Origin of the sequence: Paenibacillus sp. FSL R7-0273, from assembly GCF_000758625.1 — a bacterium.
Taxonomy (GTDB): Bacteria; Bacillota; Bacilli; order Paenibacillales; family Paenibacillaceae; genus Paenibacillus_AQ.
Map to the genome: position 1 here is coordinate 6,000,807 of NZ_CP009283.1, position 23,169 is coordinate 6,023,975.

At 52.8% G+C, this 23,169-nt stretch carries 26 protein-coding genes and 1 riboswitch; of the genes, 1 reads left to right on the forward strand and 25 read right to left on the reverse strand.

Annotated features, from left to right (window positions below; translation table 11 throughout):
• Positions 1–23: 23 nt before the first annotated feature.
• The 17 genes from R70723_RS25780 to R70723_RS25860 form a co-directional block, all read right to left on the reverse strand.
• Entirely contained in the window at positions 24–1,223 is a 1,200-nt protein-coding gene (locus tag R70723_RS25780; RefSeq protein ID WP_156123848.1) for a hypothetical protein, read from the reverse strand.
• Positions 1,220–1,897: an RNA polymerase sigma factor gene (locus R70723_RS25785; RefSeq protein WP_231574781.1), complete on the reverse strand. Its 678-nt coding sequence runs from the start codon at positions 1,895–1,897 to the stop codon at positions 1,220–1,222. Before R70723_RS25785 ends, R70723_RS25780 begins: the two co-directional genes overlap by 4 nt.
• 623 nt (positions 1,898–2,520) lie before the next feature.
• Positions 2,521–3,159, reverse strand: coding sequence for an ABC-2 transporter permease (locus tag R70723_RS25790; protein WP_039876739.1), 639 nt, complete (start codon positions 3,157–3,159; stop codon positions 2,521–2,523).
• Positions 3,152–4,021, reverse strand: coding sequence for an ABC transporter ATP-binding protein (locus R70723_RS25795; protein WP_039876740.1), 870 nt, complete (start codon positions 4,019–4,021; stop codon positions 3,152–3,154). The genes R70723_RS25790 and R70723_RS25795 overlap by 8 nt, the downstream gene beginning before the upstream one ends.
• Entirely contained in the window at positions 4,018–4,398 is a 381-nt protein-coding gene (locus R70723_RS25800; protein WP_039876742.1) for a GntR family transcriptional regulator, read from the reverse strand. The genes R70723_RS25795 and R70723_RS25800 overlap by 4 nt, the downstream gene beginning before the upstream one ends.
• Positions 4,399–4,581: 183 nt before the next feature.
• Complete coding sequence (locus tag R70723_RS25805; RefSeq protein WP_039876743.1) at positions 4,582–5,487, reverse strand: hypothetical protein; 906 nt, start codon at positions 5,485–5,487, stop codon at positions 4,582–4,584.
• 48 nt (positions 5,488–5,535) lie between these two features.
• Positions 5,536–6,003 carry a hypothetical protein gene (locus R70723_RS25810; protein ID WP_039876745.1) on the reverse strand — a complete coding sequence of 156 codons (468 nt, stop codon included), beginning with the start codon at positions 6,001–6,003 and terminating at the stop codon, positions 5,536–5,538.
• Positions 6,004–6,215: 212 nt separating this feature from the next.
• Positions 6,216–6,500, reverse strand: a complete 285-nt coding sequence (locus R70723_RS25815) for a hypothetical protein (protein WP_039876747.1) — start codon at positions 6,498–6,500, stop codon at positions 6,216–6,218.
• A 216-nt stretch (positions 6,501–6,716) separates the two neighbouring features.
• Entirely contained in the window at positions 6,717–6,995 is a 279-nt protein-coding gene (locus R70723_RS25820) for a hypothetical protein (RefSeq protein WP_039876748.1), read from the reverse strand.
• 345 nt (positions 6,996–7,340) lie between these two features.
• Positions 7,341–7,832 carry a hypothetical protein gene (locus R70723_RS25825; RefSeq protein WP_039876750.1) on the reverse strand — a complete coding sequence of 164 codons (492 nt, stop codon included), beginning with the start codon at positions 7,830–7,832 and terminating at the stop codon, positions 7,341–7,343.
• A 136-nt stretch (positions 7,833–7,968) separates the two neighbouring features.
• Entirely contained in the window at positions 7,969–8,361 is a 393-nt protein-coding gene (locus R70723_RS25830; protein WP_039879280.1) for a hypothetical protein, read from the reverse strand.
• Between the two features lie 190 nt (positions 8,362–8,551).
• Entirely contained in the window at positions 8,552–9,889 is a 1,338-nt protein-coding gene (locus R70723_RS25835) for a 5'-deoxyadenosine deaminase (protein WP_039876751.1), read from the reverse strand.
• Between the two features lie 77 nt (positions 9,890–9,966).
• A riboswitch (purine riboswitch) is annotated at positions 9,967–10,065 on the reverse strand.
• Positions 10,066–10,234: 169 nt separating this feature from the next.
• Positions 10,235–10,759 (reverse strand): GNAT family N-acetyltransferase, encoded by a 525-nt coding sequence (locus tag R70723_RS25840; RefSeq protein ID WP_039876754.1) that lies wholly within the window; start codon positions 10,757–10,759, stop codon positions 10,235–10,237.
• A gap of 292 nt (positions 10,760–11,051) precedes the next feature.
• The gene (locus R70723_RS25845) at positions 11,052–11,441 is read right to left on the reverse strand and encodes a hypothetical protein (protein WP_039876756.1); all 390 of its coding nucleotides are present in this window, start codon (positions 11,439–11,441) and stop codon (positions 11,052–11,054) included.
• Between the two features lie 4 nt (positions 11,442–11,445).
• A complete protein-coding gene (locus tag R70723_RS25850) occupies positions 11,446–11,748 on the reverse strand; it encodes a hypothetical protein (protein ID WP_039876758.1) in 303 nt (100 codons plus the stop codon).
• The gene (locus R70723_RS25855; RefSeq protein ID WP_039876760.1) at positions 11,745–12,086 is read right to left on the reverse strand and encodes an alpha-helical endospore appendage domain-containing protein; all 342 of its coding nucleotides are present in this window, start codon (positions 12,084–12,086) and stop codon (positions 11,745–11,747) included. The genes R70723_RS25850 and R70723_RS25855 overlap by 4 nt, the downstream gene beginning before the upstream one ends.
• Before the next feature lie 24 nt (positions 12,087–12,110).
• Positions 12,111–12,398 (reverse strand): hypothetical protein, encoded by a 288-nt coding sequence (locus R70723_RS25860; RefSeq protein ID WP_039879281.1) that lies wholly within the window; start codon positions 12,396–12,398, stop codon positions 12,111–12,113.
• 214 nt (positions 12,399–12,612) lie between these two features.
• On the opposite strand from R70723_RS25860, the gene R70723_RS31710 reads away from it, so the two are divergent.
• Entirely contained in the window at positions 12,613–13,164 is a 552-nt protein-coding gene (locus R70723_RS31710) for a GNAT family N-acetyltransferase (RefSeq protein ID WP_052421471.1), read from the forward strand.
• 70 nt (positions 13,165–13,234) lie between these two features.
• Here R70723_RS31710 and R70723_RS25870 read toward each other — a convergent pair whose 3' ends face one another.
• The 8 genes from R70723_RS25870 to R70723_RS32365 form a co-directional block, all read right to left on the reverse strand.
• The gene (locus R70723_RS25870; RefSeq protein WP_039876762.1) at positions 13,235–13,966 is read right to left on the reverse strand and encodes a sugar phosphate nucleotidyltransferase; all 732 of its coding nucleotides are present in this window, start codon (positions 13,964–13,966) and stop codon (positions 13,235–13,237) included.
• 47 nt (positions 13,967–14,013) lie between these two features.
• Positions 14,014–14,751: a glycosyltransferase family 2 protein gene (locus tag R70723_RS25875; RefSeq protein WP_039876763.1), complete on the reverse strand. Its 738-nt coding sequence runs from the start codon at positions 14,749–14,751 to the stop codon at positions 14,014–14,016.
• The gene (locus R70723_RS32360) at positions 14,748–15,974 is read right to left on the reverse strand and encodes a glycosyltransferase family 2 protein (RefSeq protein ID WP_052421472.1); all 1,227 of its coding nucleotides are present in this window, start codon (positions 15,972–15,974) and stop codon (positions 14,748–14,750) included. The genes R70723_RS25875 and R70723_RS32360 overlap by 4 nt, the downstream gene beginning before the upstream one ends.
• A complete protein-coding gene (locus R70723_RS25885) occupies positions 15,971–16,825 on the reverse strand; it encodes a glycosyltransferase family 2 protein (protein ID WP_039876765.1) in 855 nt (284 codons plus the stop codon). The genes R70723_RS32360 and R70723_RS25885 overlap by 4 nt, the downstream gene beginning before the upstream one ends.
• Before the next feature lie 49 nt (positions 16,826–16,874).
• Positions 16,875–17,450, reverse strand: a complete 576-nt coding sequence (locus tag R70723_RS33845; RefSeq protein WP_197071788.1) for a PT domain-containing protein — start codon at positions 17,448–17,450, stop codon at positions 16,875–16,877.
• Complete coding sequence (locus R70723_RS33600; protein ID WP_156123849.1) at positions 17,451–17,603, reverse strand: hypothetical protein; 153 nt, start codon at positions 17,601–17,603, stop codon at positions 17,451–17,453. It lies immediately after the preceding gene.
• A gap of 18 nt (positions 17,604–17,621) precedes the next feature.
• Positions 17,622–17,873, reverse strand: a complete 252-nt coding sequence (locus R70723_RS33085) for a hypothetical protein (protein ID WP_076418509.1) — start codon at positions 17,871–17,873, stop codon at positions 17,622–17,624.
• Positions 17,874–18,241: 368 nt separating this feature from the next.
• Entirely contained in the window at positions 18,242–23,131 is a 4,890-nt protein-coding gene (locus R70723_RS32365) for a WIAG-tail domain (RefSeq protein ID WP_052421473.1), read from the reverse strand.
• Between the last annotated feature and the right edge of the window lie 38 nt (positions 23,132–23,169).

Here is a 23,169-nt window from a genome sequence, read left to right on the forward strand (position 1 = left end):
TGATTACATATCAATTTTCTTCATTAATATAGTGTGTTACTGTCTCTTTTTATAATGAAGCTGTAAATGGAACCTTCCAAATTGTAAGAGACCTCAAACGCCGGCGCACCGCTGCGGCTCTCGAACGTAACCACTCCAGGCCTTGATCCGTTCTTATCCATCCTGTAATCCTCCTCCAGCCGGATGCCGTACAGCTTATCCGCGATGGCGGCAGCTGCGCTCCGCAGCTTGGCGCTGTCCATTTTGAGCAGCTGCTCTTCCTCTTCCTCGGTATACTTGAGATCGGTGGTGTCAATGATGCTCAGTGAGTTATCATAAACATCCAGAAGCGCGCCGGTCGCATAATTGAAGGCAACTGCCGTGGTGATATTCTCTACAGGCCCGTAAATAAGCGTGATCTCCTCCGGCATTCCTTCTATTATAATACGGACAGCCCTGTTCAGCTGCTCTTCCCCGCCGCCGCTGATCAGCCTCAGCCCCTGCAATGCAGTCTGCTTCATTTCCTCGCTGACCTCATTCAGCTCCACATCAAAGTAAGCGGCTTTAAAGACCCCGTTCGCAAAATTAATGGCAGCATCTGCTGCTGTAATGACGTTTTGCACCTGAATGCTTTTATTAGCCGTACGCCCGTAGTCTACATAAAGTGTGGACCCTGTAACTTCAAAGTTCCCTTTATAGCCAAGCTCCAGCAATTTATCTCTGGCTTCATCGATTAAGGTATTGTCTGTTGCTTCTGGATCAAGTGCTGCATTTATAGTATAATGCTTTGTTTCTCCTGTCTTTGCGTTAATACCGACCAAAGCGTAAGCCTTACTGTACTCTCTATACTCCAGCTGTACATTTTCTGTATTCTGCACATGCTCCAGCTTTTTAAATGGAATGTCCCGGCCAAGCTGCTTCCGGATGAGCTGCTCTGCGATCTTTTTTAGTGCATCATCGCTTAGCTCTGTTTGCTCCTCTGCCGGAACCGTAACACCTGCAGTGTTAACTCCGTCCTGAGGCCCGTTATTCAGATAAAGGGCTCCGCCCCCGGCCAGCACGAGGAAAATGACGGCAGTCATTATCCCCAGCCTAAGCCTTTGGCGTGTGCGGGGACGGGACGGTTCAGCTTCCGCATGCAGTCTGCGCATGACCTGCTCGGCAGAGGAAGCCGTAAATTTCTCCTCCTGGAACGGCCCTTTGCGGGCCTGTTCATACCACTTCGGCTCACGTTCATCCATCATTGTAACCCCCTTAGTTTATCCTGGACTTTACGGCGTGCCCGGTGCAGGCGCGATTTGACGGTTCCCGGGGGCAGCTCAGTCAGCACAGCAATCTCATTAATGGACAGCCCGGCCTTCAGATCCAGCACAAGCACCTCACGCAGCTTATCCGGCAGCTTCATAATAAGGCTCCAGATGTCCCGTGCCTGCTGGTTGCCCATGTACTCCATCTCTGCCGAGCGTGCTGTGCCGAACAGCTGCTCAGCTTCCGGTTCTGCTCCCTGGCGCTCCCGCGCCGCCGGCGTAATGCTCTGCACCTCACCCCACAAGCCGGCTCGGAAAAACCGGGATTTACGGTAAGAGAACACCGTATTCCGCGCAATCGTCAACAGCCAGGCCTTCAGGCTGGAGGTTCCCTTGTAGGTGCCGATCCGGTAGTAGCACTTCACAAAGACCTCCTGCGTGAGATCCTCGGCCTGCTCTGTGTTTTTTGTTAAGTAATAGATATAATTCCAGATATCATTGCCGTACAGGCTCATGATCTGCCGCAGCTGTTCTTCGTCCATCGCTTCAGCAAGCTTCAGTTTATCCTCCAGCCCATCCCTCCGCTCAACCTTTTGCCCAGCCCTCTGCTCATAATTGAGCCCAACCCTCAGCTCACTCTTGAATTTATCCTTCAGCCCATTCAGCTCCAAGCGCTTCACCTCACTTAATACGACCCCGATAATAAAGGAAAGGTTCCCTTTATTTTCTATTATGATTAGTTTAGGGTTAGCTGGACAGTCTTGCCAATGCCCGTGCAATGCTCGTGCACATCTTTTGCTGCCTTTTGTCACCTTTTGCATATCTACTTACTACCTGATCCTACCCTCTGCTGCCTCGTGCTACTCTACTCCCTGCTGCCTCCTGCATACCTTATTCCTACTTAGCTGCACTCCATACACTTAAAAAGCCACTTTTTCCACCCGAAGCCCGTTTAAGTGTATTTCGTACAATTAAAACAGTCGAAAAACGCTCCTATAGCCGATTCGGACAGATATAGTTGCACAAAATACAGTTATATGGAGAATAAACAAATTTCTGCCAGTTTTAATTGCATAAAGTGCAGTTATTGGGTCTGGCGGGGGAATGATGCGAGAGCAGTTGGATTGCGCAGGAGTTGCAAGGGAGTTGCGTGAGAGCTGCGGTCAGCTCCAACAGCGGCGCACAAGTAACATTTATGGCAACAAAAAATGACCTCCGGTATATCCGGAGATCATCTCTTTTCACAACATTCTTGTTCCTTACTGTACTGCTACTCTAATCCACACTGTTAATGCTAAATGTCTTTGGAGGTAAATACCCGCAGCGAGATAAGATAGGAGCAGAATAAAACCAGTACGTAACCGAGGCCGGTAATCACCGGCAGCAGCAGACTGTCTGTTTTGCCGGAGCTTACCCACTCTGCCAGTCCCGGGAACTGGTCCATCAGCTGCTTCAACGCGAAAAAGTTAATCATAATCAGCATAATAAAGACCAGATTGATCACCTGGGTTCCTTTGCGGCCCAGCCAGTAATGAAGGGGAAGAAAGAATGCGGCAAGCAGCGGAAAGGTGGCGATACTCAGCATAAGCTCTCTCCAGGCCAACGGCTCAGCGGTCCGTCCGACCAGAAAACCGACCAGATACAGCAGCACGGTGAAGGCGAAGCTAATGATGGAGTAGGGCAGAATCGCCAGATATTTGGCCAGCACAATTTGCTGTCTCGGAACAGGCAGACTGACCAGGAATTTCTGGTTATTCTGCTGTACATCCATTGTGCAGGAATTGATGAGGAGCAGCATGGCCGGGAGCAGGGCGAACACAGTGTAGTTATCAAAGTTCGTAAAGCCCATGATCATATAGTATGGAATCAGCAGCAGAATGAACTTTTGCACAATAATGAAGTCCTTGCGGATGAGATGGAATGAATTATACACGCAGATCGCTCCCTTTTACCGAGAAATACATAATTTCCTCCAGCGTGGGCGTCTCGCAGATAGCCGTATCCTTAAAGTAACGCTCACCCTCCGAGCGGTTGCCCATCAGCCCCTCAAAGCCGTGCGCGCTCTCGCGGATTCCCAGGAACAGACGGCGGGTGTCGCGGTCGAGCAGCTCCTTGCCGCCTTTGACTAGCAGATATTTCTCCGCCAGCGCCTCCTTCATCTCATTGAACACAACCCGCCCGTCATTCACAAACACAATATAGTCAGCAATCCGGTCGAGATCGGTCGTGTTATGGGTGGAGAACAGAATAGATTTTTTCTCGTCCTGGATGTGTTCCGTTAACAGATCCAGCAGCTCCCGGCGGAATACCGGATCAAGCCCGGACGTAGGTTCGTCCATAATGAGCAGATCCGCACCGTGGGATAGAGCGATGGCGAGTGATAATTTGATTTTCATCCCCTTGGACAGATCCTTGATTTTCTTGCCCGGGGACAGCTTAAACAGCTCCTGGTATTTCACATATGTATCTTCATTCCAGCGGCTGTAGAAGGGGGCGATCACCTTTTTCATCTGCTTGACCGTAAGCTGCTCGTAGTATATATTCTCGTCCGACACATAGCCGATCCGTTCCTTAACCGCCGGCACCTGCTCTTTATTCTGCCCGCCGAACAATCGAACGTCCCCGCGGTCCGGGTGGACCATGCCCATGATCATCTGGATCAGAGTGGTTTTGCCTGCACCGTTGGGGCCGATCAATCCGGTAATATAGCCTTCCTTGATGCCCAGCGTAATGTCCTGCAGCGCAAAAGCTCCGTAGCTCTTATGTACATGCTCCAGCCTGATACAATCGCTCATTCCTGCTCCTCCTCGTATATAAGTTTCAGCATCTCTGCCAGTTCTGCATAAGACAGCCCCAGCTGCCTGCTCTCCTCAATGACTTCCTTCAGCTTCAGCTCCAAGATCCGCAGCCGCTGCTCCTTAATGAATTCCTGATCCGCCCCGGATACAAAAGAGCCCTTCCCGACGATCGAGTTGATTAGACCCTCCCGCTCCAGCTCTTCGTAGGCCCGTTTGGTCGTAATCACGCTGATCTGCAGCTCCTTGGCCAGCTGGCGGATGGACGGCAGAGGTGTCCCGGCTCCAAGCTCTCCCTGCAGAATCAGCTGCCGGACCTGCGTCACAATCTGGGCATAGATCGGCTCTCCTGATGTACTTGATATCAAAATGTTCATGCTGCGGCACCATCATCCTTCGGTGTAATGTGTTTAATGTATATATTTAATATATACACTATATAAGGAAGGGTGTCAAACCTAACATTGCTCATACTTTTAGAAAAAAGAAAAGCCACATGGAGTGGATACTCGCAGGTGGCTGAAAATATGAAATAGATTATGATAAGACAACGGTATTTATTAAACGGAGACATCCATCCATTTCATTTGATCTTTCAATAGAAAGCGCTTTAAATCGCTTTGATTGGTTGACGACAAGGATTCGATAAAACGGTTCCAGTCGCTGGCATAGTTCTGATTCACCCAAGAGCTAGTGTATGCGTTATAGCGAGCTAATTGACCACTTTGCATATCATTCATTTTGTTTTTATATAAAGCGACAAACGTGTTCAAATCGGATCGAAACGCTGCATTGACATCCTCGGCCTGAATGTTGTCCACCATTTGCTTAATCAGGCTCAAAACAGCCTTTTCGTCATAATCCGCTGCATACGCTTCTTTATTCCGCACAAATGGATCTTTCCGCTGTTGTTCAATATAAGCAGCAGCCCGATCGATCTCTCCCTGAATAAATCCGCCGAATGCTTGATCAAGTTTGGATTTTATACGATCGCTTACTTGAAAATGACCGGAGATCATTTCATACTTCATGGCGGCAAGCCCCAGCTTGAAGCCCAGTTCTTCTTCAGAGCGGTTAGAGGTTTGAGAACGATCCTGCAATTGAGTTAGAGCTTTGACCATCGTGCCGGCCGCTTGCAAATCGTCGATACTATATCCATGCTCACTCTTAATTGACATTTCCGATTGCTGCGAATTTAGTGCATATCTAAGCTGCTCTCCCATGAAATCGCCTGCTGTCAATAGCCATTCGTCCTGTGTCCCTTCAACGCTGGCGTAGTCGGGATTCTCCTGGATAAATTGTGTATAGGTTGTTTTTCGCTGTTCGTAAATATCCAGGAAGCTGTTTCGTATAGCTTCTTGCTCGCCTGGCACACCGCCTGCTTCCAAAAATCCACCGACCGATTTGGCAAAATGATCGGCAGATTCGCCTATCCGTTGAGCAAACACATCCTCCAGCTTTGCCAATTCGGCTGCTTGCTCTTCTCCGGTAAATTGGCGTGCAATCCGACTTTGTTATTGGGCATATTCCGAAGCAAAATAATCGATTTGTTGACCAACCTCGTCCAACGTTGTTGCTCCGATCACCATCCCATGCGAATACAAGTTAAAGTCTACATGCTTCCAGGAAATGGCCTGATCCCCGCCTGTTGCTCTTTTATTGGCCAGCGCTGCTTGTGGATCGGATATGCTATCCGTCCAGATTGAGCCATCTTCATTCCTTCCGATGCGAATCGAAGATGTTGCGGCCCGGTAAATCGCTTGTTCCCGCAGGCTAGCCGCATTCGCCCGATAATCTTCGATCCCGATCGCGTTCATTTGATTTGTTAGAATAATGGCTGGCTTCCAGGGCTGCAGTAAAGAATTCGTGGAAAATGAACCAGCGGTCTGGGACGCGGCGAATGAAAGACGTTCAGGTTTTTGTTCAATGATATAAGCGTCGTTACGTAATGCGAAGCCATAAGCAAACATGTTTAGCTGCATAATGCCACCTCATTTTATGTATCCGTTGAACGAGTTCAAAGGCTCTCATTATTAGTGTCGGCACAACCTCTTGAAAAATTTAAAAAAAATGAGATCTATTCACACAGATTGTTTCCCCGCAATTGTAATTTGAGGGAAAATCCGTGGTGTAGCGTGAATACACCTCCGATTCAAGCGAACTGGTCAAAATTCTTTTTATAATATTGAATCGTTTATTTCTTAACTACCAATGCTTGTTTCCTGGCGTGTGCATTAATTGAATCCACTAATTTATCCTTATAAATTGAGATACAGCTAGGAATTTCTCTGTGGTCATCTGGAAAAATATTCTCAGGGAATATAAAAAAATTATCTTTGTCCATTTTTTTTATGATGTAATAGTTCCCTTCAAACTCCCCATTCCTTATATGGTAAGAGGTCACAAAGTCATAAATAGAATCGTATAACTCTTGTGATGATATTTCATCATCTAAGAATCTCTCAATTAGATTTGACATACTTCAATTTCCTCCTATTAAACTGGATATGCTGATAACAATCCACCATCTTCAGATAGAATAATTTTCACTTTTGATTCTCCTCTTGTTCCTACAAAAACCAGGACTTCGTGCCTCTGCTAATCTTCGGGATTAAAATCAGTGGAGATCACATTAAGTCTTTCTTGCGTATGCTTGAGTTGGAGAAATAGTTATCGAGGGATTATAACATTTTAATTACAAAACCGCAGATTGCTCAATTGCTTCTATTAGCGCACGGTATAGCTTGCCTGGCACTATTTTCTCTCCCAGATCTATTCGCTTGTCCTTAATTGAAACAAAACCCATCTTCTCTCTCTTAGTTGGTGTTATAGAATAGCCCTCGTTAATTCTCCAACTGAAATCTATGCATTTTCTTCCTTTCACTGCTTTTGCATAACCCTTAACACCTATATATTTTTCAAGAGGCGTTAGCCCAACTTCCTCTGGAGTTAGTGTATTCCACTCACACATCATTTGCAGTAATACGTCTTCAGCAGCCTTTTCTTCATATGGAAAATTTAATTGTTCTATAATATCGATTTCTTTTATAATTCCTCCCCATTTATCTTTTATCTATCAGACCATTTGCAATAACAATCAAGTTATTCTTCTTATCCACATAAATACCTACTCGTTTATATTCCATTTTTCATACCCTCACTCAATCAGATACAAATCCTAAGCGTAAGCTATATCGATAGAACCCTCCTCCTGGCGGCTCCTCTGTAAGTAAGCATCTGTAATAATTCATGTAGTCTTTTTATAAATTTTAAAAGCTCCTTTTTGATCCATATCGTTCTCAATACGCAGTCTCGTACATTATTTAGTGAAAATTCTTTTTATCACACTTTTGTTTTTAATTCTTTTTATATATCTATAAAATTCATCCTTAGGCAAACATTTAACATTGGAAACCCCAAATCTAGCGATAAAATCATTGTATTTCTCAAGATATATTTCCTGAATAGCATTATAAAAGTCTATCTGATTTTGAAAAGAGACATCTTCCCCATTACTATTAATTAGGTTCAAGCAAAAAATCTGATTATGAATGACTTGCGATAACTTATAGACTTCAAGCACACAATCTTCGAACCATGAAAAGCAACCTTCAATTGATATTTCAGCAATCTCATCATTTTTTAAATGAAGCGTCATAATCAGAAAATCATTCAGTTCAAATTCATTCGTTCCTCTAGATCTGCACTTTATATTTAGGTCAGTAAGCTTGCTTAAAAAATGAGGTAATGAGCTATTAGTGCCTTCAGCTTTTGAAACAAATAACTTAATGTAAAAGCTCTCTGCTCCCATTCATTCCACCGCCTTAACAGCATGCAAATTTATGAAAATTCAATTTTCACATTCCTCAACTATTCGGGTTGTACCAACGGTATTTATTAAAGAAAGCAAGAGATGTTGAGATCAGTCTTTCTAAGTTTCAAAGCTATTAAGGCTCTCTATATGGTTTTTGGGAGTACTTCAGTATCCAGCCATCTTCCGTATAAAGCTCACCGGCCAGCCCATCACTTAATTCCTTAATCTCGACTTCTCCTGTATCCTCTTCACTCCCGCTTCCCTTAAATAGCAGCTTGATCTTTTCTTCCTGCTCAAACAAATCCAGAACATTATGTAGTGTAGAATCAACAATTTGATTAACCAGACCCGTTACCATCTCTAAAGCCGGGCCGTCTAACCGCAATTGAGCCTCCTCATAAACGTTCACAGCACGCTTACTTTTTAATTGTCCAGTCAATATCTTTTCCCACTGCTCAATAGTCCTGTCTCGAACCTGATTTATAACCAGCTCTCCAAAATCATCTAATTTTTCTTTTCCGCCCATATCCTTCAATCCTTTTAATTTCTGTTTCGGCCCTTTCATTTAAAGCTCGGCACGAATCCCCCCTACAATATCTTCACATAAAAACAGCCCACAACCGTGGGCTTATACTCATTCTTATAAATCAATCATATGTCAAAATTCCAGCGTACGAAACGGTGGTATTTTGTCGAATGTGACGATCATATGCCGGTCAGCTAACCTGCGTATGCACCAGCAATCTTTTAATCGAACGGTTAGCCTCATGCAGCACGGTGTCCTTATCGACCGTCTTCAGCAGTCCTTTATCCATCAGGATCTCCCCGTCGACAATGGTCGTCTCGACATCGGCGCGGGTGGCGGAGTAGACAATCCGGGAGATCGGATCGACGTCATAGGACGGGAAGGTGTGGAAGTTGTAGAGGTTGAGGATCGCCAGGTCGGCTTTTTTGCCTACCTCGATGCTGCCGATCTGGTCTTCCATGCCGACTGCCTTGGCGCCGCCGATGGTAGCCATGCGGAAGACGCTGCGCGCATCCATCGTGGTCGGGCCGTGGTGGGGCTTCTGGATGACTGCGGCCAGCCGCATTTCGTTGAACATGTCAAGGTTGTTGTTGCACGGCGCTCCGTCGGCACCCAGACTAAGGTGGATGTGATCGTGCAGCATCCCCGGCGTATCAGCAATACCTGAAGCCAGCTTCAGGTTAGAGCCTGGACAGTGGCTGACATGCACCCCGCGGTCACGCAAAATCCGTTTCTCCTCGGCATCCAGCCAGACGCAGTGGGCCAGAATCAGGCGTTCGTTCGCCAGCCCCAGATGGTCGAGGTACACGACATTGCGCATGCCGGTCATCGCCTGGACGATTTCGATTTCTCCCTGATTCTCCGACGCGTGGGTGTGCACTTTGACATTATAGCGGGCCGACAGGTCACGGACTTCCTTAAGCAGCGGCTCTGTACAGGAGATCACGAATCTCGGTGAAAAAGCGTACTGGATCCGCCCGTTGCCGTAGCCGTTCCATTTTTCCAGCAGATCCACACTTTCCTGCAGCGAGGCTGCCGTGTCCTCCTGCAGCGCTTCCGGGACATCGCCGCCCTTCTGATCCATCATCACCTTGCCGGAGAGGGCGCGGATGCCGCTTTTGGCAATTGCCTGGAACGCAAAATCCGTATGGTTAACCGTCTCCATATCGACAATCGTCGTCGTGCCGCTGGAGATCAGCTCCCCGATCCCGAGCATGGCGGAGTAATACAGCGATTCCTCATCATGGGCGGCCTCCAGCGGCCAGATCCGTTTGCGCAGCCAGTCCATGAGCTCCAGGTCATCGCCTTTGCCGCGGAACAGCGTCTGGCAGAGATGAATATGGGTCTGCACAAAGCCGGGGATTACCGTTCGGTTCGTTGCATCAATAACCCGCTCTTCCCCCTGCGGCGTAAGCCCGCTGCCGATTTCCGTAATCAGATTGTCTATAATCCGGATATCGCCGTGGAAGATTTCCTCCTGCTTGTTCATTGTAATAATCTCCGCATTTTTGATCAGTATGTTGGCCATGTCCCGTTTCCCCCTCGTTTAATTCATAGATTGCCCGCTCATTCGTACAGCCAGATAACACAAAAAGGCCACAAAAACATGCCGCAGCACATTTTCGTAGCCAGAAATTTACGGTTCCCGGTAGAGACCCTTAAACCAATTATTAAGGATATACGAAAAAAAGGATTATTCAATTGCCTCTGAATAACCCCATAATAAACGAAGGACAAACTTAACGTCAACTAAATTAACATTTAAATCAATAAACACGGTTTAAATCACATTAAATCTAATGAATTCAATAAATACATGTTACTTTATATAACATTTTAAAACCTTATCAGAATTCCAACTTCGTCCAACCGATTACTCCTGAGCTCCATCCAGTACCTTCTCAAATACCGGGAAGCTCGCCGTACGCTGCGGGAAAAAGATTTCGCCTCTGCGTTCATATCCGAGCTTCGGATACAGGGCCAGGGCGGGGGTGTTTTTGGAATAGGTGTCCAGCCGGATGCTGCTGTAGCCTGCCTCCAGGGCATATTGCTCGGCGTAGGCAGTCAGCTTCCGTGCAATGCCCTTGCCCTGGGCTTCGGGATGAACAGCCAGCCGGTGCATAATCAGCGCCTTCCCCTGCTCCTGTCTCCACTTGATCCCCCGGTACAGCTCATTCGGATGCTCGTCCAGCACAAGAATGCCGGCCACAGCGCCATTGTCTATATATGTGTATAAGGTTCCTTGTTCAATATCCTGTCCAATGATTTCACGGTTAGGATAGCTGTCATCCCACTGATCACTGCCGCCTGCTTGCATAACTTGTACACATCTGGCGATTAGCATCATAATCTCTTCCATATCCTCTGTCCGCGCTTTACGGATTTCATTGCTGCTCATGGTATCCCTGCTTTCCGTGCCTGAAAATTTGAATCTCTTAATGATTCACTAGTGAAGTTTATCACATCAGAGAACAAATTCAATACCCCGGCAGCAGAACCGCAGCACAGCAGCAGGACCTGCCCGTACGATAAAGGCAAGCCCGTGTAGGATAATCCGGACAATACCCATCAGTCAGAAAAATGCCTAGCCGCTAAAAGGAGCCTTCCAGTACGAACGCGGGCTGCGTTAACAGCGCGCTCCTCTGAAGACTCCTTTATTTCCTGCCGCTGAAGCCTCTTCCTTCCGTTAATCAGCCGAGCTCCAGCTTATGCCCGTCCTCGAAGCCCTTGGCGAAACCGGCGTCGAACCCCACGTTGTATGCTTCGGTGTAGCCCTGCTGATAGGCGTCTCCCGGCGGGGTTTCCGGAGGAACGCCAAGATCCGGGGGGAGCGGAACGACCAGCGGGGCAGCAGGTGTTACCTGCACCGGAGGCTGGACAACCACTTGAACTCTCCGGGCCGCTATCCGGCGGCGGAGTCTTCTTTTTTTGCGCAGCAGCAGGCCTCTCTTGGTCTTGCCTGAGCGCAGCTTGCGGAGTTTACGGCCGGCTCCCCTGCGGATCTTCGCCTTGCGTGTTACCAGCAGAGTGCGTCTCTTGGCAGCCCTGCCTGAACGCTTGATTGCTTTCTTTCTCTTCATGCTTCTACTCCTCCTGTACTCCATGTGCTCTTCGCGGCGCCCTTTGCGCATGCTTGTTAAGCCATGGTGCCGCAGGCTTCCCCTGCTTGGGCTGATGCAGTGAAATACCGGACATCATCCGGCACATGGCACTTTGATATTGGCTTAGGATTCTGATATTGTCACTCAGCTTGCGGGCCGTCAGCTCCGATTGCCCCGTAATTTCGGCGATACTCTCCAGAATCGCAGCCAGTGCGGCCTGGCTGCGGGCAATGGAGCGGATCATCTCCAGCTTGACGGCGTGTTCGGAGAGAAGCCCGCCGCTCATTTGCTGTCGTCCCCGAAGTCGAAGCCGTCACCGGACATGCCGCCGAAGCCCCCGCCGCCTTCATCCTCGCCGCTGCCCAGCACCGCCTTCAGGTTGCTGTACAGCCCGTTCTCCAGCTTGGTCAGCCCCTCGACCATCTCCACAATCACCTCATGAATGGAGAGAGTTTCCTTCAGCTGCTCCTCATGGTTGTCAAAAGATCTGGAGTGGATATGATGATGCGTCCACTGCTTAACCTTTTCCGCCTCCACCGCTTTGGCCTCGAGAATCATCGCGATGTTCCACTGGATGGTAGCGGACGACTCCAGCATCTGCAGATAAGCCTTTTCCCTGCTCATGTTCCGCCTCCTGCTCTTTAAGCGCTACTCTTCTTCCTGGCCGCCCAGCTCCTTGATTACCCGGCCTACCCCTTCGGCCATCGCCTCTTCCAGATCAGCAAGTGCGTTCAAATAAGCGATGATATTTTTGTTGACCTGGCCGTGGCTTTCGACCAGTCCGCTGAAACCGCCGAAATCAGGCTCCGCATCCGGCAGATCATGGACTATTTGCGACATACGGACGGCAACGTGGCGTTCGGCGTCAAGAATCCGCGCCATCTGTTCGTGCGTATGGGCCATGTGCTGCAGCACTTTGGTTATTTTATTCTGCACCTTCATGTCTCCTTTGCTCAAACGCCCTGCTACAGCATATGCGGCAGAAGCCCTGTCGGTGCGGAGGAACACGGAATGCTGCGGACCGGAGATATGAACTTTTGGAGGATATTGACAGACGGAGGGTCCGGGAATATGCTGAATGCTGGAATGAATGAGTTATTTTCACATTAAGATTTTAGAGCGGTATGTATAAAAGGATTGGGGGAGCGCTATGAAAATTGCAAGTAACCGCCTGGATTTACAGGCTATGACCGCCGCAGAGCTGTCCGTCAGCACCCTAAGCTGCACCGCCGCCTTCATTGAGCAGGCTCTTGGCTTCAAGCTGGCCCCGGCCGTTCTGGACGATGAAATGCTGTATGCGCTGAAGGTGCGTCACTCCAAGGTGCTGCAGAACCCGGAGCATTACCTGTGGTATACGTGCTGGGCTGTCATTCACCGGGAGGAGCAGCAGATTATCGGCTTCCTGATCCTGAAGGGCCTGCCGAACGAACTGGGCGAGGTTATTATCGGCTATATCATTGCAGAGGGGTACTGGGGCAATGGATATGGAACAGAGGCGGTGCGGTGCATGAACGAATGGATTTTCAGCCATCCCGGGGCACAGTGGGTCATCGCGGATACAGAGCCGGACAACACCGCCTCCCACAGGCTGCTCCAGCATCTGGGCGCTGAACCGTACCGCGAGACCGATGAGCTGATCTGGTGGAGGATCGGCCGGCCGGAGACAGCAGGCGTCCATGAGCATTCTGCTGCAGGCGGCTGATGCCTGTATACAAGGCTTGGCGGTACTGTCCGTGCAACCTTTCCTGAACACGCACAAAAAAACACGCCGCCTACGGCAGCGTGTTCTTCAGCTTTTCCCCGGCCTCCTGCAGAGACTGGAACGTCCCCGCATCGCTCCACCATTCCTTGAGCACGTCGTAGCTGAGCTTACCCTCCCCGGCATAAATATTGTTCACGTCGGTAATCTCCAGCTCGCCTCGCCCTGAAGGAGCAACCCGCTTAATAATGTCGAACACAGCCTCATCGTACATATAAATGCCGGTTACGCAAAAGTTCGTCTTCGGCTGCTCCGGCTTTTCTTCAATATAAGCAATCAGAGACGCATCTGTATCGTCAAATACAGGAACCCCGTACCTGCGGGCATCCTCCACCGGCTTCAGCAGCACCTTGGCCGTCCCTTTCGGCTGCTCTGCATACGACTCCATATAAGGCGTCAGATCCTCCATAAAAAGATTGTCGCCCAGCAGCACAACAAACCGTTCGCCCGGGAGGATGAACCCCTCCGCCAGCTCCAGCGCTTCTGCGATGCCTCCTGCAGCTTCCTGGATTTTGTAAGTCAGGTTCACGCCGAACTCAGCACCGCTGCCTAAAAAATCCGTATACTGCCCCGCCGACTGCTTGCTGATGATCAGGAGAATATCGGTTATCCCGCCCCGGCGCAGCCGGTCAATACCGTAACACACCATAGGATATTTGCCGACCGGAAGCAAATGTTTGTTCATCAGCCGGGTCAGCGGATGTAGCCTTGTTCCTTTTCCGCCCGCCAGTATGACTCCTTTCACTTACTTTCCTCCTTTTTATCTGTGTCTTTAGCCTTTGGGCTGGCAGGTCAGATGAATTGTGCCGGATCCAAATGCCACTTCTCTATAAAAAGCTTGCGGTTGCGCTCCACTAGTTCTTGAAGCTCCGCAGAATACACCTGCTTGAAGCTCGCGCTTCCTTCATGATGCACCAGGCAGTCCCCGCCAATAAGCAGCCGGAACCCCTTCAGCCTGGCGCGGTAGCAGTAATCATCGTCCTCGTAATGGCCCGGTGAATACCGCTCATCCAGCAGGCCGACACGGTCGAGCACGGTTCTTTTGAATAAAAAGCACAAGCCCACAAGCCGCACTGTCTCCTGCCATTTCAGGGGATCTGGAACGTTGGCTGCCTGCGCCTCACTGTGAAAGCCTGGCATATCGGTGTAGGATGTCCTGACCTGCTGCCGGCCGCTCGCGTAATTCGTCACCGGGCCGACGATGCCGATATCCGCTGCGCTGTACAGGGCTGCCCTCAGGTTGGCCAGCCAGTTGTGCGAGACAATGACATCATTGTTCAGCAGCAGCAGCTCATCCCCCGAAGCCAGCTGCAGCCCCAGGTTGCAGGCGGCCGGAAAACCGCGGTTCTCCGGGAGTGAAATGAAGGTTAGTTTGTTTTTGCGGCAAAAAGCTGCCGTATCGTCAGTCGAGGCGTTATCAACCACGATGATTTCGTAAGGTGAAGCCGTGTGCTGCCTGATCGATTCGACACAGGCCTCCAGCAGCTTCAATCCGTTGTAGGTCGGAATAATAATACTGGTCTTGATCATAAGGCATTCCTCCAGGCTGCCAGCCTGCTGCGCTGCTCCTGCAGGCTTGGGGCTGCGGAATGGGTTCCGCCCTGTCCATGAATGAGTTGAACGGCTTCAGCATGGCCTTGCACCTGACCGGCCTGCTGACTTAGCACCGCATTCAGCGCCTCCGCATGATCACCCGCAATCAGCTGCTCCATCTTGTTGCCGGCGCCAGTATTGTCCTGGCGCAGCCGGTTTTGCCGGAATACATCGACTGTACCTGCTTTTTCCACCCGCAGCTGCTTCAGCAGCGCAAGCGCCTGCGCCTTGGGCGGCACCATCAGCTCCCGGTACCCGATCATTTCCAGTGCCCTCCGCGACAGGGCATGAGGCACGGCAGTCATCGAGCCGGCTCCGAGATCACTCCGGCCCAGCACCATATTGAGATACAGCTTGCAGCGGGTGACATGGTCACTCAGCTTAAAGGGCGGCAGCAGCTGATCCAGATCATTCAGCGCCACATCAACTCCCCCGTCTACAGCTGCCGCAAAAACAGCCAGCTGCTGCGCTGGAATAACCATGTCGCCATCCAGAAACAGCAGGATATCCCCCCTGCTGAGCTTGGCGCCAATCGCCCGGCCTACATCATGGCCGGCCGATTCTGCAACATGCACGACCGTCGCCTGCCTGCAGGTGCGGGTACGCTGAAAGCTGTTGTCCGTGCAGCCGTTGAGCACGACGATGATCTCATCGGGCGCAAGCCGCTGCACCTGCTTGAGCAGCAGCGGCAGGGTCTTCGCCTCGTTCCTTGCCGAGACAATAACCGACAGCGTTCCACGCCGCTGCTTACGGAGGGGCTGCAGCGCCTGCTTCGCGCGGACCGGCGCTGCACCTGCCGGCTGCCGCCGGGCAGCTGGCTTGCGGGCGGCAGCACCGCGCTTTTTGCCGGAGGCTGTGCGGCCGCCGGCTCTGCGCGCTGTGCCGGCCGCACGCCGCTTGCGTGCGCCCAGCGCAGACACAGTTACAGGGCGGGCGTCGGAGCTGGGTGGCGTGGCAGTTGACAGGCGGGCAGCGGGCTCGATTGGGGCGGTAGTTGCTGAGTGGACGGCGGACTCATCTGCGGCGGCGGTTGCTGGGTGGATGGCGGACTCTTGGGCGGCGGCGGTTGCTGGGTGGATGGCGGACTTGCGCACCGCGGCGGGTTGCCGTTTTTTCTGCTGCGGTTGATGTAGTCTGCGCTTTATGCTTACCGTCTTCATCGCACCATCTCCCTTCTGCGGCCTGCGTCTTCATAGCCCGCCCGCTCTCCCCTGCGCTCAAGCAGCATAGCGACCGCCTCCAGGTGATCGCTTAGAATAACCTCCTGCAACGGATCCCTGCCGCCTTCCTTGCGGCGGACCGCATTCATCTTGCCGACCGGCACCTTATGCACTGCTTTCACCCTCAGTCCTTCGAGCACTGCCCGGGCATAGGCCAGCGGCGGTCTGGACAGGAGCGTGCTGCCCAGCACGGAAAGTGCCTTGCGGCTGATTGCATGGGGAACTGCTGTCAGCGAATACCCGTTCAGGTCAGGCCTTCCAAGCAGCAGGTTGAGCGTATACTTGGAGAGCACTACCGGATGCGGAATCCGGTGGCGGACCGGGCCAGAGTAATCATTCAGCGCCACATCCGCCCCGCTGCTGACTGCTTCCACAAACGGCCGCAGCTCTGCTGCAGGGATGGCCAGATCCCCGTCAGTAAACAGCAGGATTTCACCGCCAGCCGCCTCCGCCCCGACACTCCGCCCGACATCATGCCCGAGCGGCTGTGGGAACACAATCACCTTTGCGCCCATTCGCTGGGCAATATCTGCTGTATTGTCGGCTGAACCGTTGACTATCACAATAACCTCACAGCGCGGATGCACGCCCCTGGCTCCGGCAATAGCCGCAGCAATCGTTCCGGCCTCATTCATGGCCGGAATGATTACCGACACATAAGGCTCCGGGTGATTCGCTGCAGGTATTGCCTGTGCAGGCCGCTGCTGCGGCCGGAGTTTCCTCCGCGCTGCTTGAGAAGCCCGCCGCCCCGAGCGGCGGGCAGATGTTCGTCTATGCTGTTTCAAGCTCATCCACCTTCCTTCGGAGGGCACACTCCCGGGCTGAGGGTTACACCACAGTCTATGTAATCTGCCGCCCTCTGTAACGGCAAATGTCTCTCTTTGTACAGAAAATTGGACAGATGCCGCCCTGCCGGCTATTATCCTCAAAGTGTGCAACCAGCGCTGGTATAGTCCATTGCTGCACCTTTCTGGGGTATCTGGGACCGGAGGCTACTTTGGGTTGGGTTGGGTTGGGTTGGTTGGTTGGTTGGTTGGTTGGTTGGTTGGTTGGTTGGTTGGTTGGTTGGTTGGTTGGTTGGTTGGTTGGTTGGTTGGTTGGTTGGTTGGTTTGGCTCGGCGAGCCATTCTGAGCAGAATAAAAGGTACTTTTGCCTTTGACTCTGCCCGGTGAGCTACTTTGGGCAAAATCAGAGGCATTTTTGCCCTCCGTTCGGCCCGGCAAGCCACTTTGGGCAAAATCAGAGGCATTTTTGCCCTCCATTCGGCCCGGCGAGCCTTTCCGGGCAAAATCAAAGGCACTTTTGCCCTTCATTTGGCCCGGCAAGCCACTTTGGGTAAAATCAAAGGCGCTTTTGCCATTCATTTGGCCCGGCAAGCCACTTCGGGCAAAATCAAAGGCCTTTTTGCCCTTCATTCAGCCCGGCGAGCCACTTTGGGCAAAATCAAAGGCCTTTTTGCCCTTCATTCGGCCCGCCGAGCCACTTTGGGCAAAATCAAAGGCACTTTTGCCCTTCATTTGGCCCGGAAAGCCACTTCGGGCAAAATCAAAGGCCTTTTTGCCCTTCATTCGGCCCAGCGAGCCACTTTAGGCAAAATCAGAGGCCTTTTTGCCCTTCATTCGGCCCGCCGAGCCACTTTGGGCAAAATCAAAGGCACTTTTGCCCTTCATTTGGCCCGACAAGCCACTTTGAGTAAAATTAAAGGCACTTTTGCCTTTCATTCGGCCCGGCAAGCCATTTTGGGCAAAATCAAAGGAATTTTTGCCCTTCATTCGGCCGGTGAGCCAATCCGGCAAGATTAAAGCCATTTTCAAACCATAACGCCGCAGCTGCTTCATCTACCAAGTTACCTCACCATATATCTCACCATATATCTCACCATTTATCTCACCATTCACTGAAGTTAATTTCCGTATACTCCCACTACAAATTTCCCTTCCTTATCAGCTACAGCGCTGCCAACGCTACATTGAGCAAGTTACCAGACTGCCTGCCAAACTTGTCTCACACACTCCCCTCACCCTACCACCACATCGTTTCGCCAATAATCTCACCGCAAACTTTCACTATAATCAGCCTCAGTCAGCGCCTATTCCTCCAAACGTGCCCCCAACAGAAAAAGCGCAGCCCCGGGGCTGCGCCGTTTCCTATTGCTCTCCAAGCCTTACCACATATTCAAGCCTCACAACAGCCGCCAGCCAATCCGTTAATCAAAAGCCCGGTGCTCAACTGCCGGTTTCACCAGCGGCGAACCAAGCGCAATCCATGATAACACGCCGTAGAAATGCGGGGTTTCCTGCAGGCGGTTAATAGCGACCACCGCTTCACCGCTGCCCCGGCTCTTCAGCGAAGCATGGAAGAACGGCTGGTTGGTCATTGCCACGAGCACGTAGCCGGTGTGGCCAAATGCTTCATCGAAGGTTACTGTGACCTCGACGCTCTCCGCATTGCCGTTGAACATAAAGGCCGTCATGCCAAACTGCTGCAGAACCTGCCGGTTCCCGGAGCTTTGTACCGGGCTGAAGGCCAGGTGCTCCGCCGAGACTGCTCCTTGGGCCAGATGATCCCCGGTAACAGCACCGGCTGCGATATGGTAGCTCTGCACACTCTCTTCCTCGAGGTGTTTGGATTGCACTGCGAAGGCAGCCAGTTTGGCAGCATCCACCGCTTCATCCGCAATGGCAGATGTATTGACAGCGTGCTCTGCCAGCTGCTCCTCTCCGACGCTGCCTGCAGCCAGCTTGATTCCGGTGATGCTGCCGTCAGGCAGCAGGTCAGCCGTGCGGACCTCTTCGGCCAGATGCGTCAGCTTAATCGTCTCCGGAAGCAGGTGCCGTTCTTCCAGGATGCCGTCAGCCAGATGCTCACCGTAGATGCTTTCCTGCTGCAGATGATGTGAATGCACAGCCCCTGCAGCGAGCTTATCTGCACCAATGCTGCCTTCAGACAACATCTCGGCATTCAATGTTCCTTCGGCCAGATGGGCCGAGGTGATGCTGCCGCTGCGGATATGCCGGCTCTCTACCGACTCTGCAGCCAGATGGCCGCCATACACACTGTTCGGTGCCAGCTGGTAGGAGCCGATTGAGCCTTCGGCCAGCTTCGCAGCGCCGATACTGCCGTCAGGCAGCAGCTCGGAAATCTGCACATCCCCGGACAGATGCTTAGGCGTAATGCTTCCGTTCTTGATATGCCGGCTGTCTACTGACTCTGAAGCCAGGTGGCCTCCATAGATACTGCCCGGAGCCAGCTGGAAGGAGCCGATCGAGCCCTCGGCCAGCTTCGCAGCACTGATACTGCCATCAGGCAGCAGATCAGGGGTCAGCGTCCCTTCGGCCAGATGCTTCAGGGTAATGCTGCCGCTGCGGATATGGCGGCTGTCTACCGCCTCAGGAGCCAAATGGCCTCCATAAACACTGCCGGCAGCCAGCTTCCTGGAACTGATGCTGCCGTCCGCCAGCTTATCGGTACCAATGCTTCCGTCAGAAAGCAGCTTCGCACCCCGAACCTCATCTGCCAGATGCGCCAGCGTGATCTCGCCTTCAGCGATGTGGCGGCCTGCCACTGCATGCTCTGCCAGATGGGCGCCGTTAATGCTGCCGTTAGACAAGTGCCGCGATTCCACGGCCTTCTCTGCCAGCTTATCGGCCCCGATACTGCCGTCAGGCAGCAGATCGGCACCGCGAACCTCATCTGCCAGATGCGCCAGCGTGATCTCACCTTCAGCGATGTGGCGGCCTGCCACTGCATGCTCCGCCAGATGGGCGCTGTTAATGCTGCCGCTAGACAAGTGCCGCGATTCCACTGCATTCACTGACAGCTTATCAGCACCGATGCTTCCGTCAGAAAGCAGCTTCGCGCCGCGAACCTCATCCGCCAGATGCCCCAGCGTAATCTCGCCTTCAGCGATGTGGCGGCCTGCCACTGCATGCTCTGCCAGATGCGCACCTCCAATACTGCCTGAGGATACATGCCGTGACTCCACAGCGTTCTCCGCCAGCTTTCCGCCGCTAATCCCGCCTTCAGGCAGCCACTGCGCACTGCGGATTTCCGCAGCCAGATGGTCCAGCGTAATTTCGCCTTCGCCGATATGACGGCCCGTGACTGCATCGTTCACCAGATGGCTGCCGTACACACTATCCGCTGATAAATGACGGAAGGTTACTGAATCATCGGCCAGCTTGGAGCCGCTAATGCTGCCGTCCGGCAGCAGCTCGGAGGTGAATGTCTCTTCAGCCAGATGCTTCAGGGTAATGCTGCCGCTCCTGATATGACGGCTGTCTACCGCATCTTTAATCAGATGGTCTCCATACACACTGCCGGGTGCGAGCTTCAGCGGACCGATCGTACCGTCTGCCAGCTTCTCCGCGCTGATGCTGCCGTCAGGCAGCCACTGGGCGCTGCGGATCTCCTCAGCCAAATGGTCGAGTGTAATCTCACCATCACCGATGTGGCGGCTCTCTACCGCATCATCCGTCAGATGGCTGCCGTACACACTGTCCGCCGACAAATGCTGCGATCCGATAGCTCCTTCGGCCAGCTTGGAGCCTTCGACACTTCCGTCAGGCAGCAGCTTCGAGGTGAATGCTTCCCCGGCCAGATGCTTCAGCATAATGCTGCCGCTCTTGATATGGCGGCTGTCTACCGCCTCCTGGACCAGATGGTCTTCGTCTATGCTGCCAGAAGCCAGGTGGGAAGCCTGAACGGCACCCCCGGCCAGCTTCTCGCTGCCGATGCTGCCGTCCGGCAGCCACTGCGCATCAAGCACCTCTTCGGCCAGATGTGCAAGTGTAACTTCGCCTCCGCTGATATGACGGCCTTCTACTGCATGATCTGCCAGGTGGATGCCATCCACACTATCCGGCGACAGGTGGCGGGAGGCTACCGCTTCATCAGCCAGCTTGGAGCTGTTGATGCTGCCTTCCTGCACTTGTATGGAGGAAATTGAACCGGGGAGGATATGCCCGTTGCCGACTGACATCGGCCGGATATGGGCTCCGCCGATGCTGCCCGGCGCCAGATGTCTGCCTTGTACAGCGGTATCGCTGAGCGAAGCCGGACCGACAGCCCCCGGAGCCAGATGCTCGGCTGTTACAGCAGAAGGTGCGAGCTTGGGTGAAGTCACACTGCTGTCCGCAAGCTTAATAGAAGTAACGGACAAATCGCTGAGCTTATCAGTCGAGATGCTTTCCGGAGATAGTTTTAATGAAGTAACCGCATGGTCTGCCAGATGATGCGGCTGCACCGCACCCGCGGCCAGATGAATTTCCTTAACCGTACCGGAGGCCAGCTTGTCGCCGGTTACCGATCCGGCCTGCAGTGCAGAGCTGTTCACACTGTTCTCTGCCAGATGTCTGCGCTCTACAGCCCCCGGAGCCAGGTGCTCCGTATCCACTGCGGCGCCCTGCAGCGCACGGCCGCTGACACTGGCATCCGCCAGATGCTTTTCCTCCACCGCGCAGAAGGCGATATGCTCGCCGCCCACCGCTTCGCGGGCCAGGGCGTTTGCGTTAACTGCACCATGGGCCAGCTTGCCGCTATTCACAGCACCGTCAGCCAGTTTGGCCGAGGTCACGCTGTGCGGAAGGAGATGCTCTGCACCAACAGAGTCGTGCGCCAGCACCTTACCGCCCACAGAGCCGGGGGCCAGATGGCTGTTCAGTACCGCGCCTGCCTGCAGCTGCTCTGAGCCGACCGACTCTGCCGACAGATGAGACTGGTCAACCGCTTCACGCTGCAGATGGCCGGTGGAGATGGACTGCATCGCAATCTGCGGACCGCGGACGGCTGATTTGGCCAGATGGCGGGTTGTCACCGCTTCGTCTGCCAGCTTATGTGTCAGAATGCTCTGATCGGCGATTTTGGAGGAGGTGACTGCCTGCTCTACGATCTGGGCCGTTCCCACCGCTCCCTCGGCCAGCTTCACAAAAGAAATGCTCCTGTCCGCAAGATGGTTACCGCTGATCTCCCCGTCGCCGATATGCGACCCGTTAATGCTCTCAGGGCTGAGATGCTGGCTGCGTACCGCCTTCTCTCCAAGCTGCCGGGCACCTACTGCCCCATCGGCCAGATGCCCGCTGTCTACGACGGCGGAGCCCAGCTGCTCCTTGCCGATCAGCCTGCTGGCCAGCTGCTCGCGTCCGATTGCCCCCGGAGCCAGGTGCTTCGCGGATACGGTCCCTTCCTTCAGATGACGGCTGTCGATAGCACCTTCGGCGATTTTGTCGCCGCTAATTTCTCCGTCAGCAATTTTGTCGCCGGATACCGCATCATCTGCCAGCTTGGAGCGGTCAATAATACCGTTGGCCAGATGGCGGCTGACAATGCTGCTGCTGAGGATTTTTTCACCGCTTACCGCACCGTCCTCCAGCAGCTCCGAGGTGATCAGCAGCTCGCTCAGGTGGCGGCCGGAAATGGACCGGTCTGCAATCTGCTCGCCGCCGATGGTCCGGTCAGCCAGCTTGTCGGGGCCGATGCTGCCGTTCTTCAGCTTTTCGCCGCCGATGGAATGATCCAGCAGCTTGCCGCCGCTGATGCTGCCTTCCGCCAGATGCTCGCCTGAAATCGATTCGTGGGCGATTTTGGATGAGGTAACGGCTTTTTCCCCAATGTTAATGCTCTGTACCGCGTAATCCTGCAGCCATGGCGTGCCGATAATGCCAAATTTCAGCTTGGAGCCGTCAATTGTGCGGGGGGCGATTTTGGAGCCGGTAACAGCGGCCTCGGAGATGTCGTCAGTGTACACCTTCTGCAGGCGTTCCTTCTCTGTCAGCAGCGGTGCGGCCGGAAGGCTCACCTGTACTTCCGCTTCTTTTCTGGGCGGAGCCTCTGCCTCAGGCTGCTGCTGCACCTGCGCCTCCGGAGCCGGTGCGGCGGCAACAGCCTCCGCCGGAGCCGGGAGCTCCGCCGTGCCTACCCCGCTGACCTGCAGCGACTGATCCGGTGTGTCGGCCACCGTATCCGTCTCCCCTGTTGCTGTATCCCCCTGTGTCCTTGGACCGCTACGCAGCATGCTCAGTTCCGTTTTATTGGGATTATCCACGTAATAAAGACGCCGTTTGGATTGATGATTCCGGTTCTTTCTGGAGCCCTTCACAAGCAGTCTCCTCCTTCCATCGAATGTTTCTCCTAGGC

Coding starts and splice junctions, on each gene's coding strand:
- R70723_RS25850 (WP_039876758.1), bottom strand. CDS start 11,748: ATGAGCGGCGGGCTTCTCTCCGAACACGCCGTCAAGCTGGAGATGATC.
- R70723_RS25855 (WP_039876760.1), bottom strand. CDS start 12,086: ATGAGCAGGGAAAAGGCTTATCTGCAGATGCTGGAGTCGTCCGCTACC.
- R70723_RS25835 (WP_039876751.1), bottom strand. CDS start 9,889: ATGGCCAACATACTGATCAAAAATGCGGAGATTATTACAATGAACAAG.
- R70723_RS25810 (WP_039876745.1), bottom strand. CDS start 6,003: ATGCAGCTAAACATGTTTGCTTATGGCTTCGCATTACGTAACGACGCT.
- R70723_RS25840 (WP_039876754.1), bottom strand. CDS start 10,759: ATGAGCAGCAATGAAATCCGTAAAGCGCGGACAGAGGATATGGAAGAG.
- R70723_RS25830 (WP_039879280.1), bottom strand. CDS start 8,361: ATGGGCGGAAAAGAAAAATTAGATGATTTTGGAGAGCTGGTTATAAAT.
- R70723_RS25875 (WP_039876763.1), bottom strand. CDS start 14,751: ATGATCAAGACCAGTATTATTATTCCGACCTACAACGGATTGAAGCTG.
- R70723_RS25820 (WP_039876748.1), bottom strand. CDS start 6,995: ATGATGTGTGAGTGGAATACACTAACTCCAGAGGAAGTTGGGCTAACG.
- R70723_RS33845 (WP_197071788.1), bottom strand. CDS start 17,450: ATGAAGGGCAAAAAGGCCTTTGATTTTGCCCGAAGTGGCTTGCCGGGC.
- R70723_RS25845 (WP_039876756.1), bottom strand. CDS start 11,441: ATGAAGAGAAAGAAAGCAATCAAGCGTTCAGGCAGGGCTGCCAAGAGA.
- R70723_RS25800 (WP_039876742.1), bottom strand. CDS start 4,398: ATGAACATTTTGATATCAAGTACATCAGGAGAGCCGATCTATGCCCAG.
- R70723_RS33085 (WP_076418509.1), bottom strand. CDS start 17,873: ATGAAGCAGCTGCGGCGTTATGGTTTGAAAATGGCTTTAATCTTGCCG.
- R70723_RS33600 (WP_156123849.1), bottom strand. CDS start 17,603: ATGAAGGGCAAAAAGGCCTTTGATTTTGCCCGAAGTGGCTTTCCGGGC.
- R70723_RS25795 (WP_039876740.1), bottom strand. CDS start 4,021: ATGAGCGATTGTATCAGGCTGGAGCATGTACATAAGAGCTACGGAGCT.
- R70723_RS31710 (WP_052421471.1), top strand. CDS start 12,613: ATGAAAATTGCAAGTAACCGCCTGGATTTACAGGCTATGACCGCCGCA.
- R70723_RS25825 (WP_039876750.1), bottom strand. CDS start 7,832: ATGGGAGCAGAGAGCTTTTACATTAAGTTATTTGTTTCAAAAGCTGAA.
- R70723_RS32360 (WP_052421472.1), bottom strand. CDS start 15,974: ATGAAGACGGTAAGCATAAAGCGCAGACTACATCAACCGCAGCAGAAA.
- R70723_RS25885 (WP_039876765.1), bottom strand. CDS start 16,825: ATGAGCTTGAAACAGCATAGACGAACATCTGCCCGCCGCTCGGGGCGG.
- R70723_RS25815 (WP_039876747.1), bottom strand. CDS start 6,500: ATGTCAAATCTAATTGAGAGATTCTTAGATGATGAAATATCATCACAA.
- R70723_RS25780 (WP_156123848.1), bottom strand. CDS start 1,223: ATGATGGATGAACGTGAGCCGAAGTGGTATGAACAGGCCCGCAAAGGG.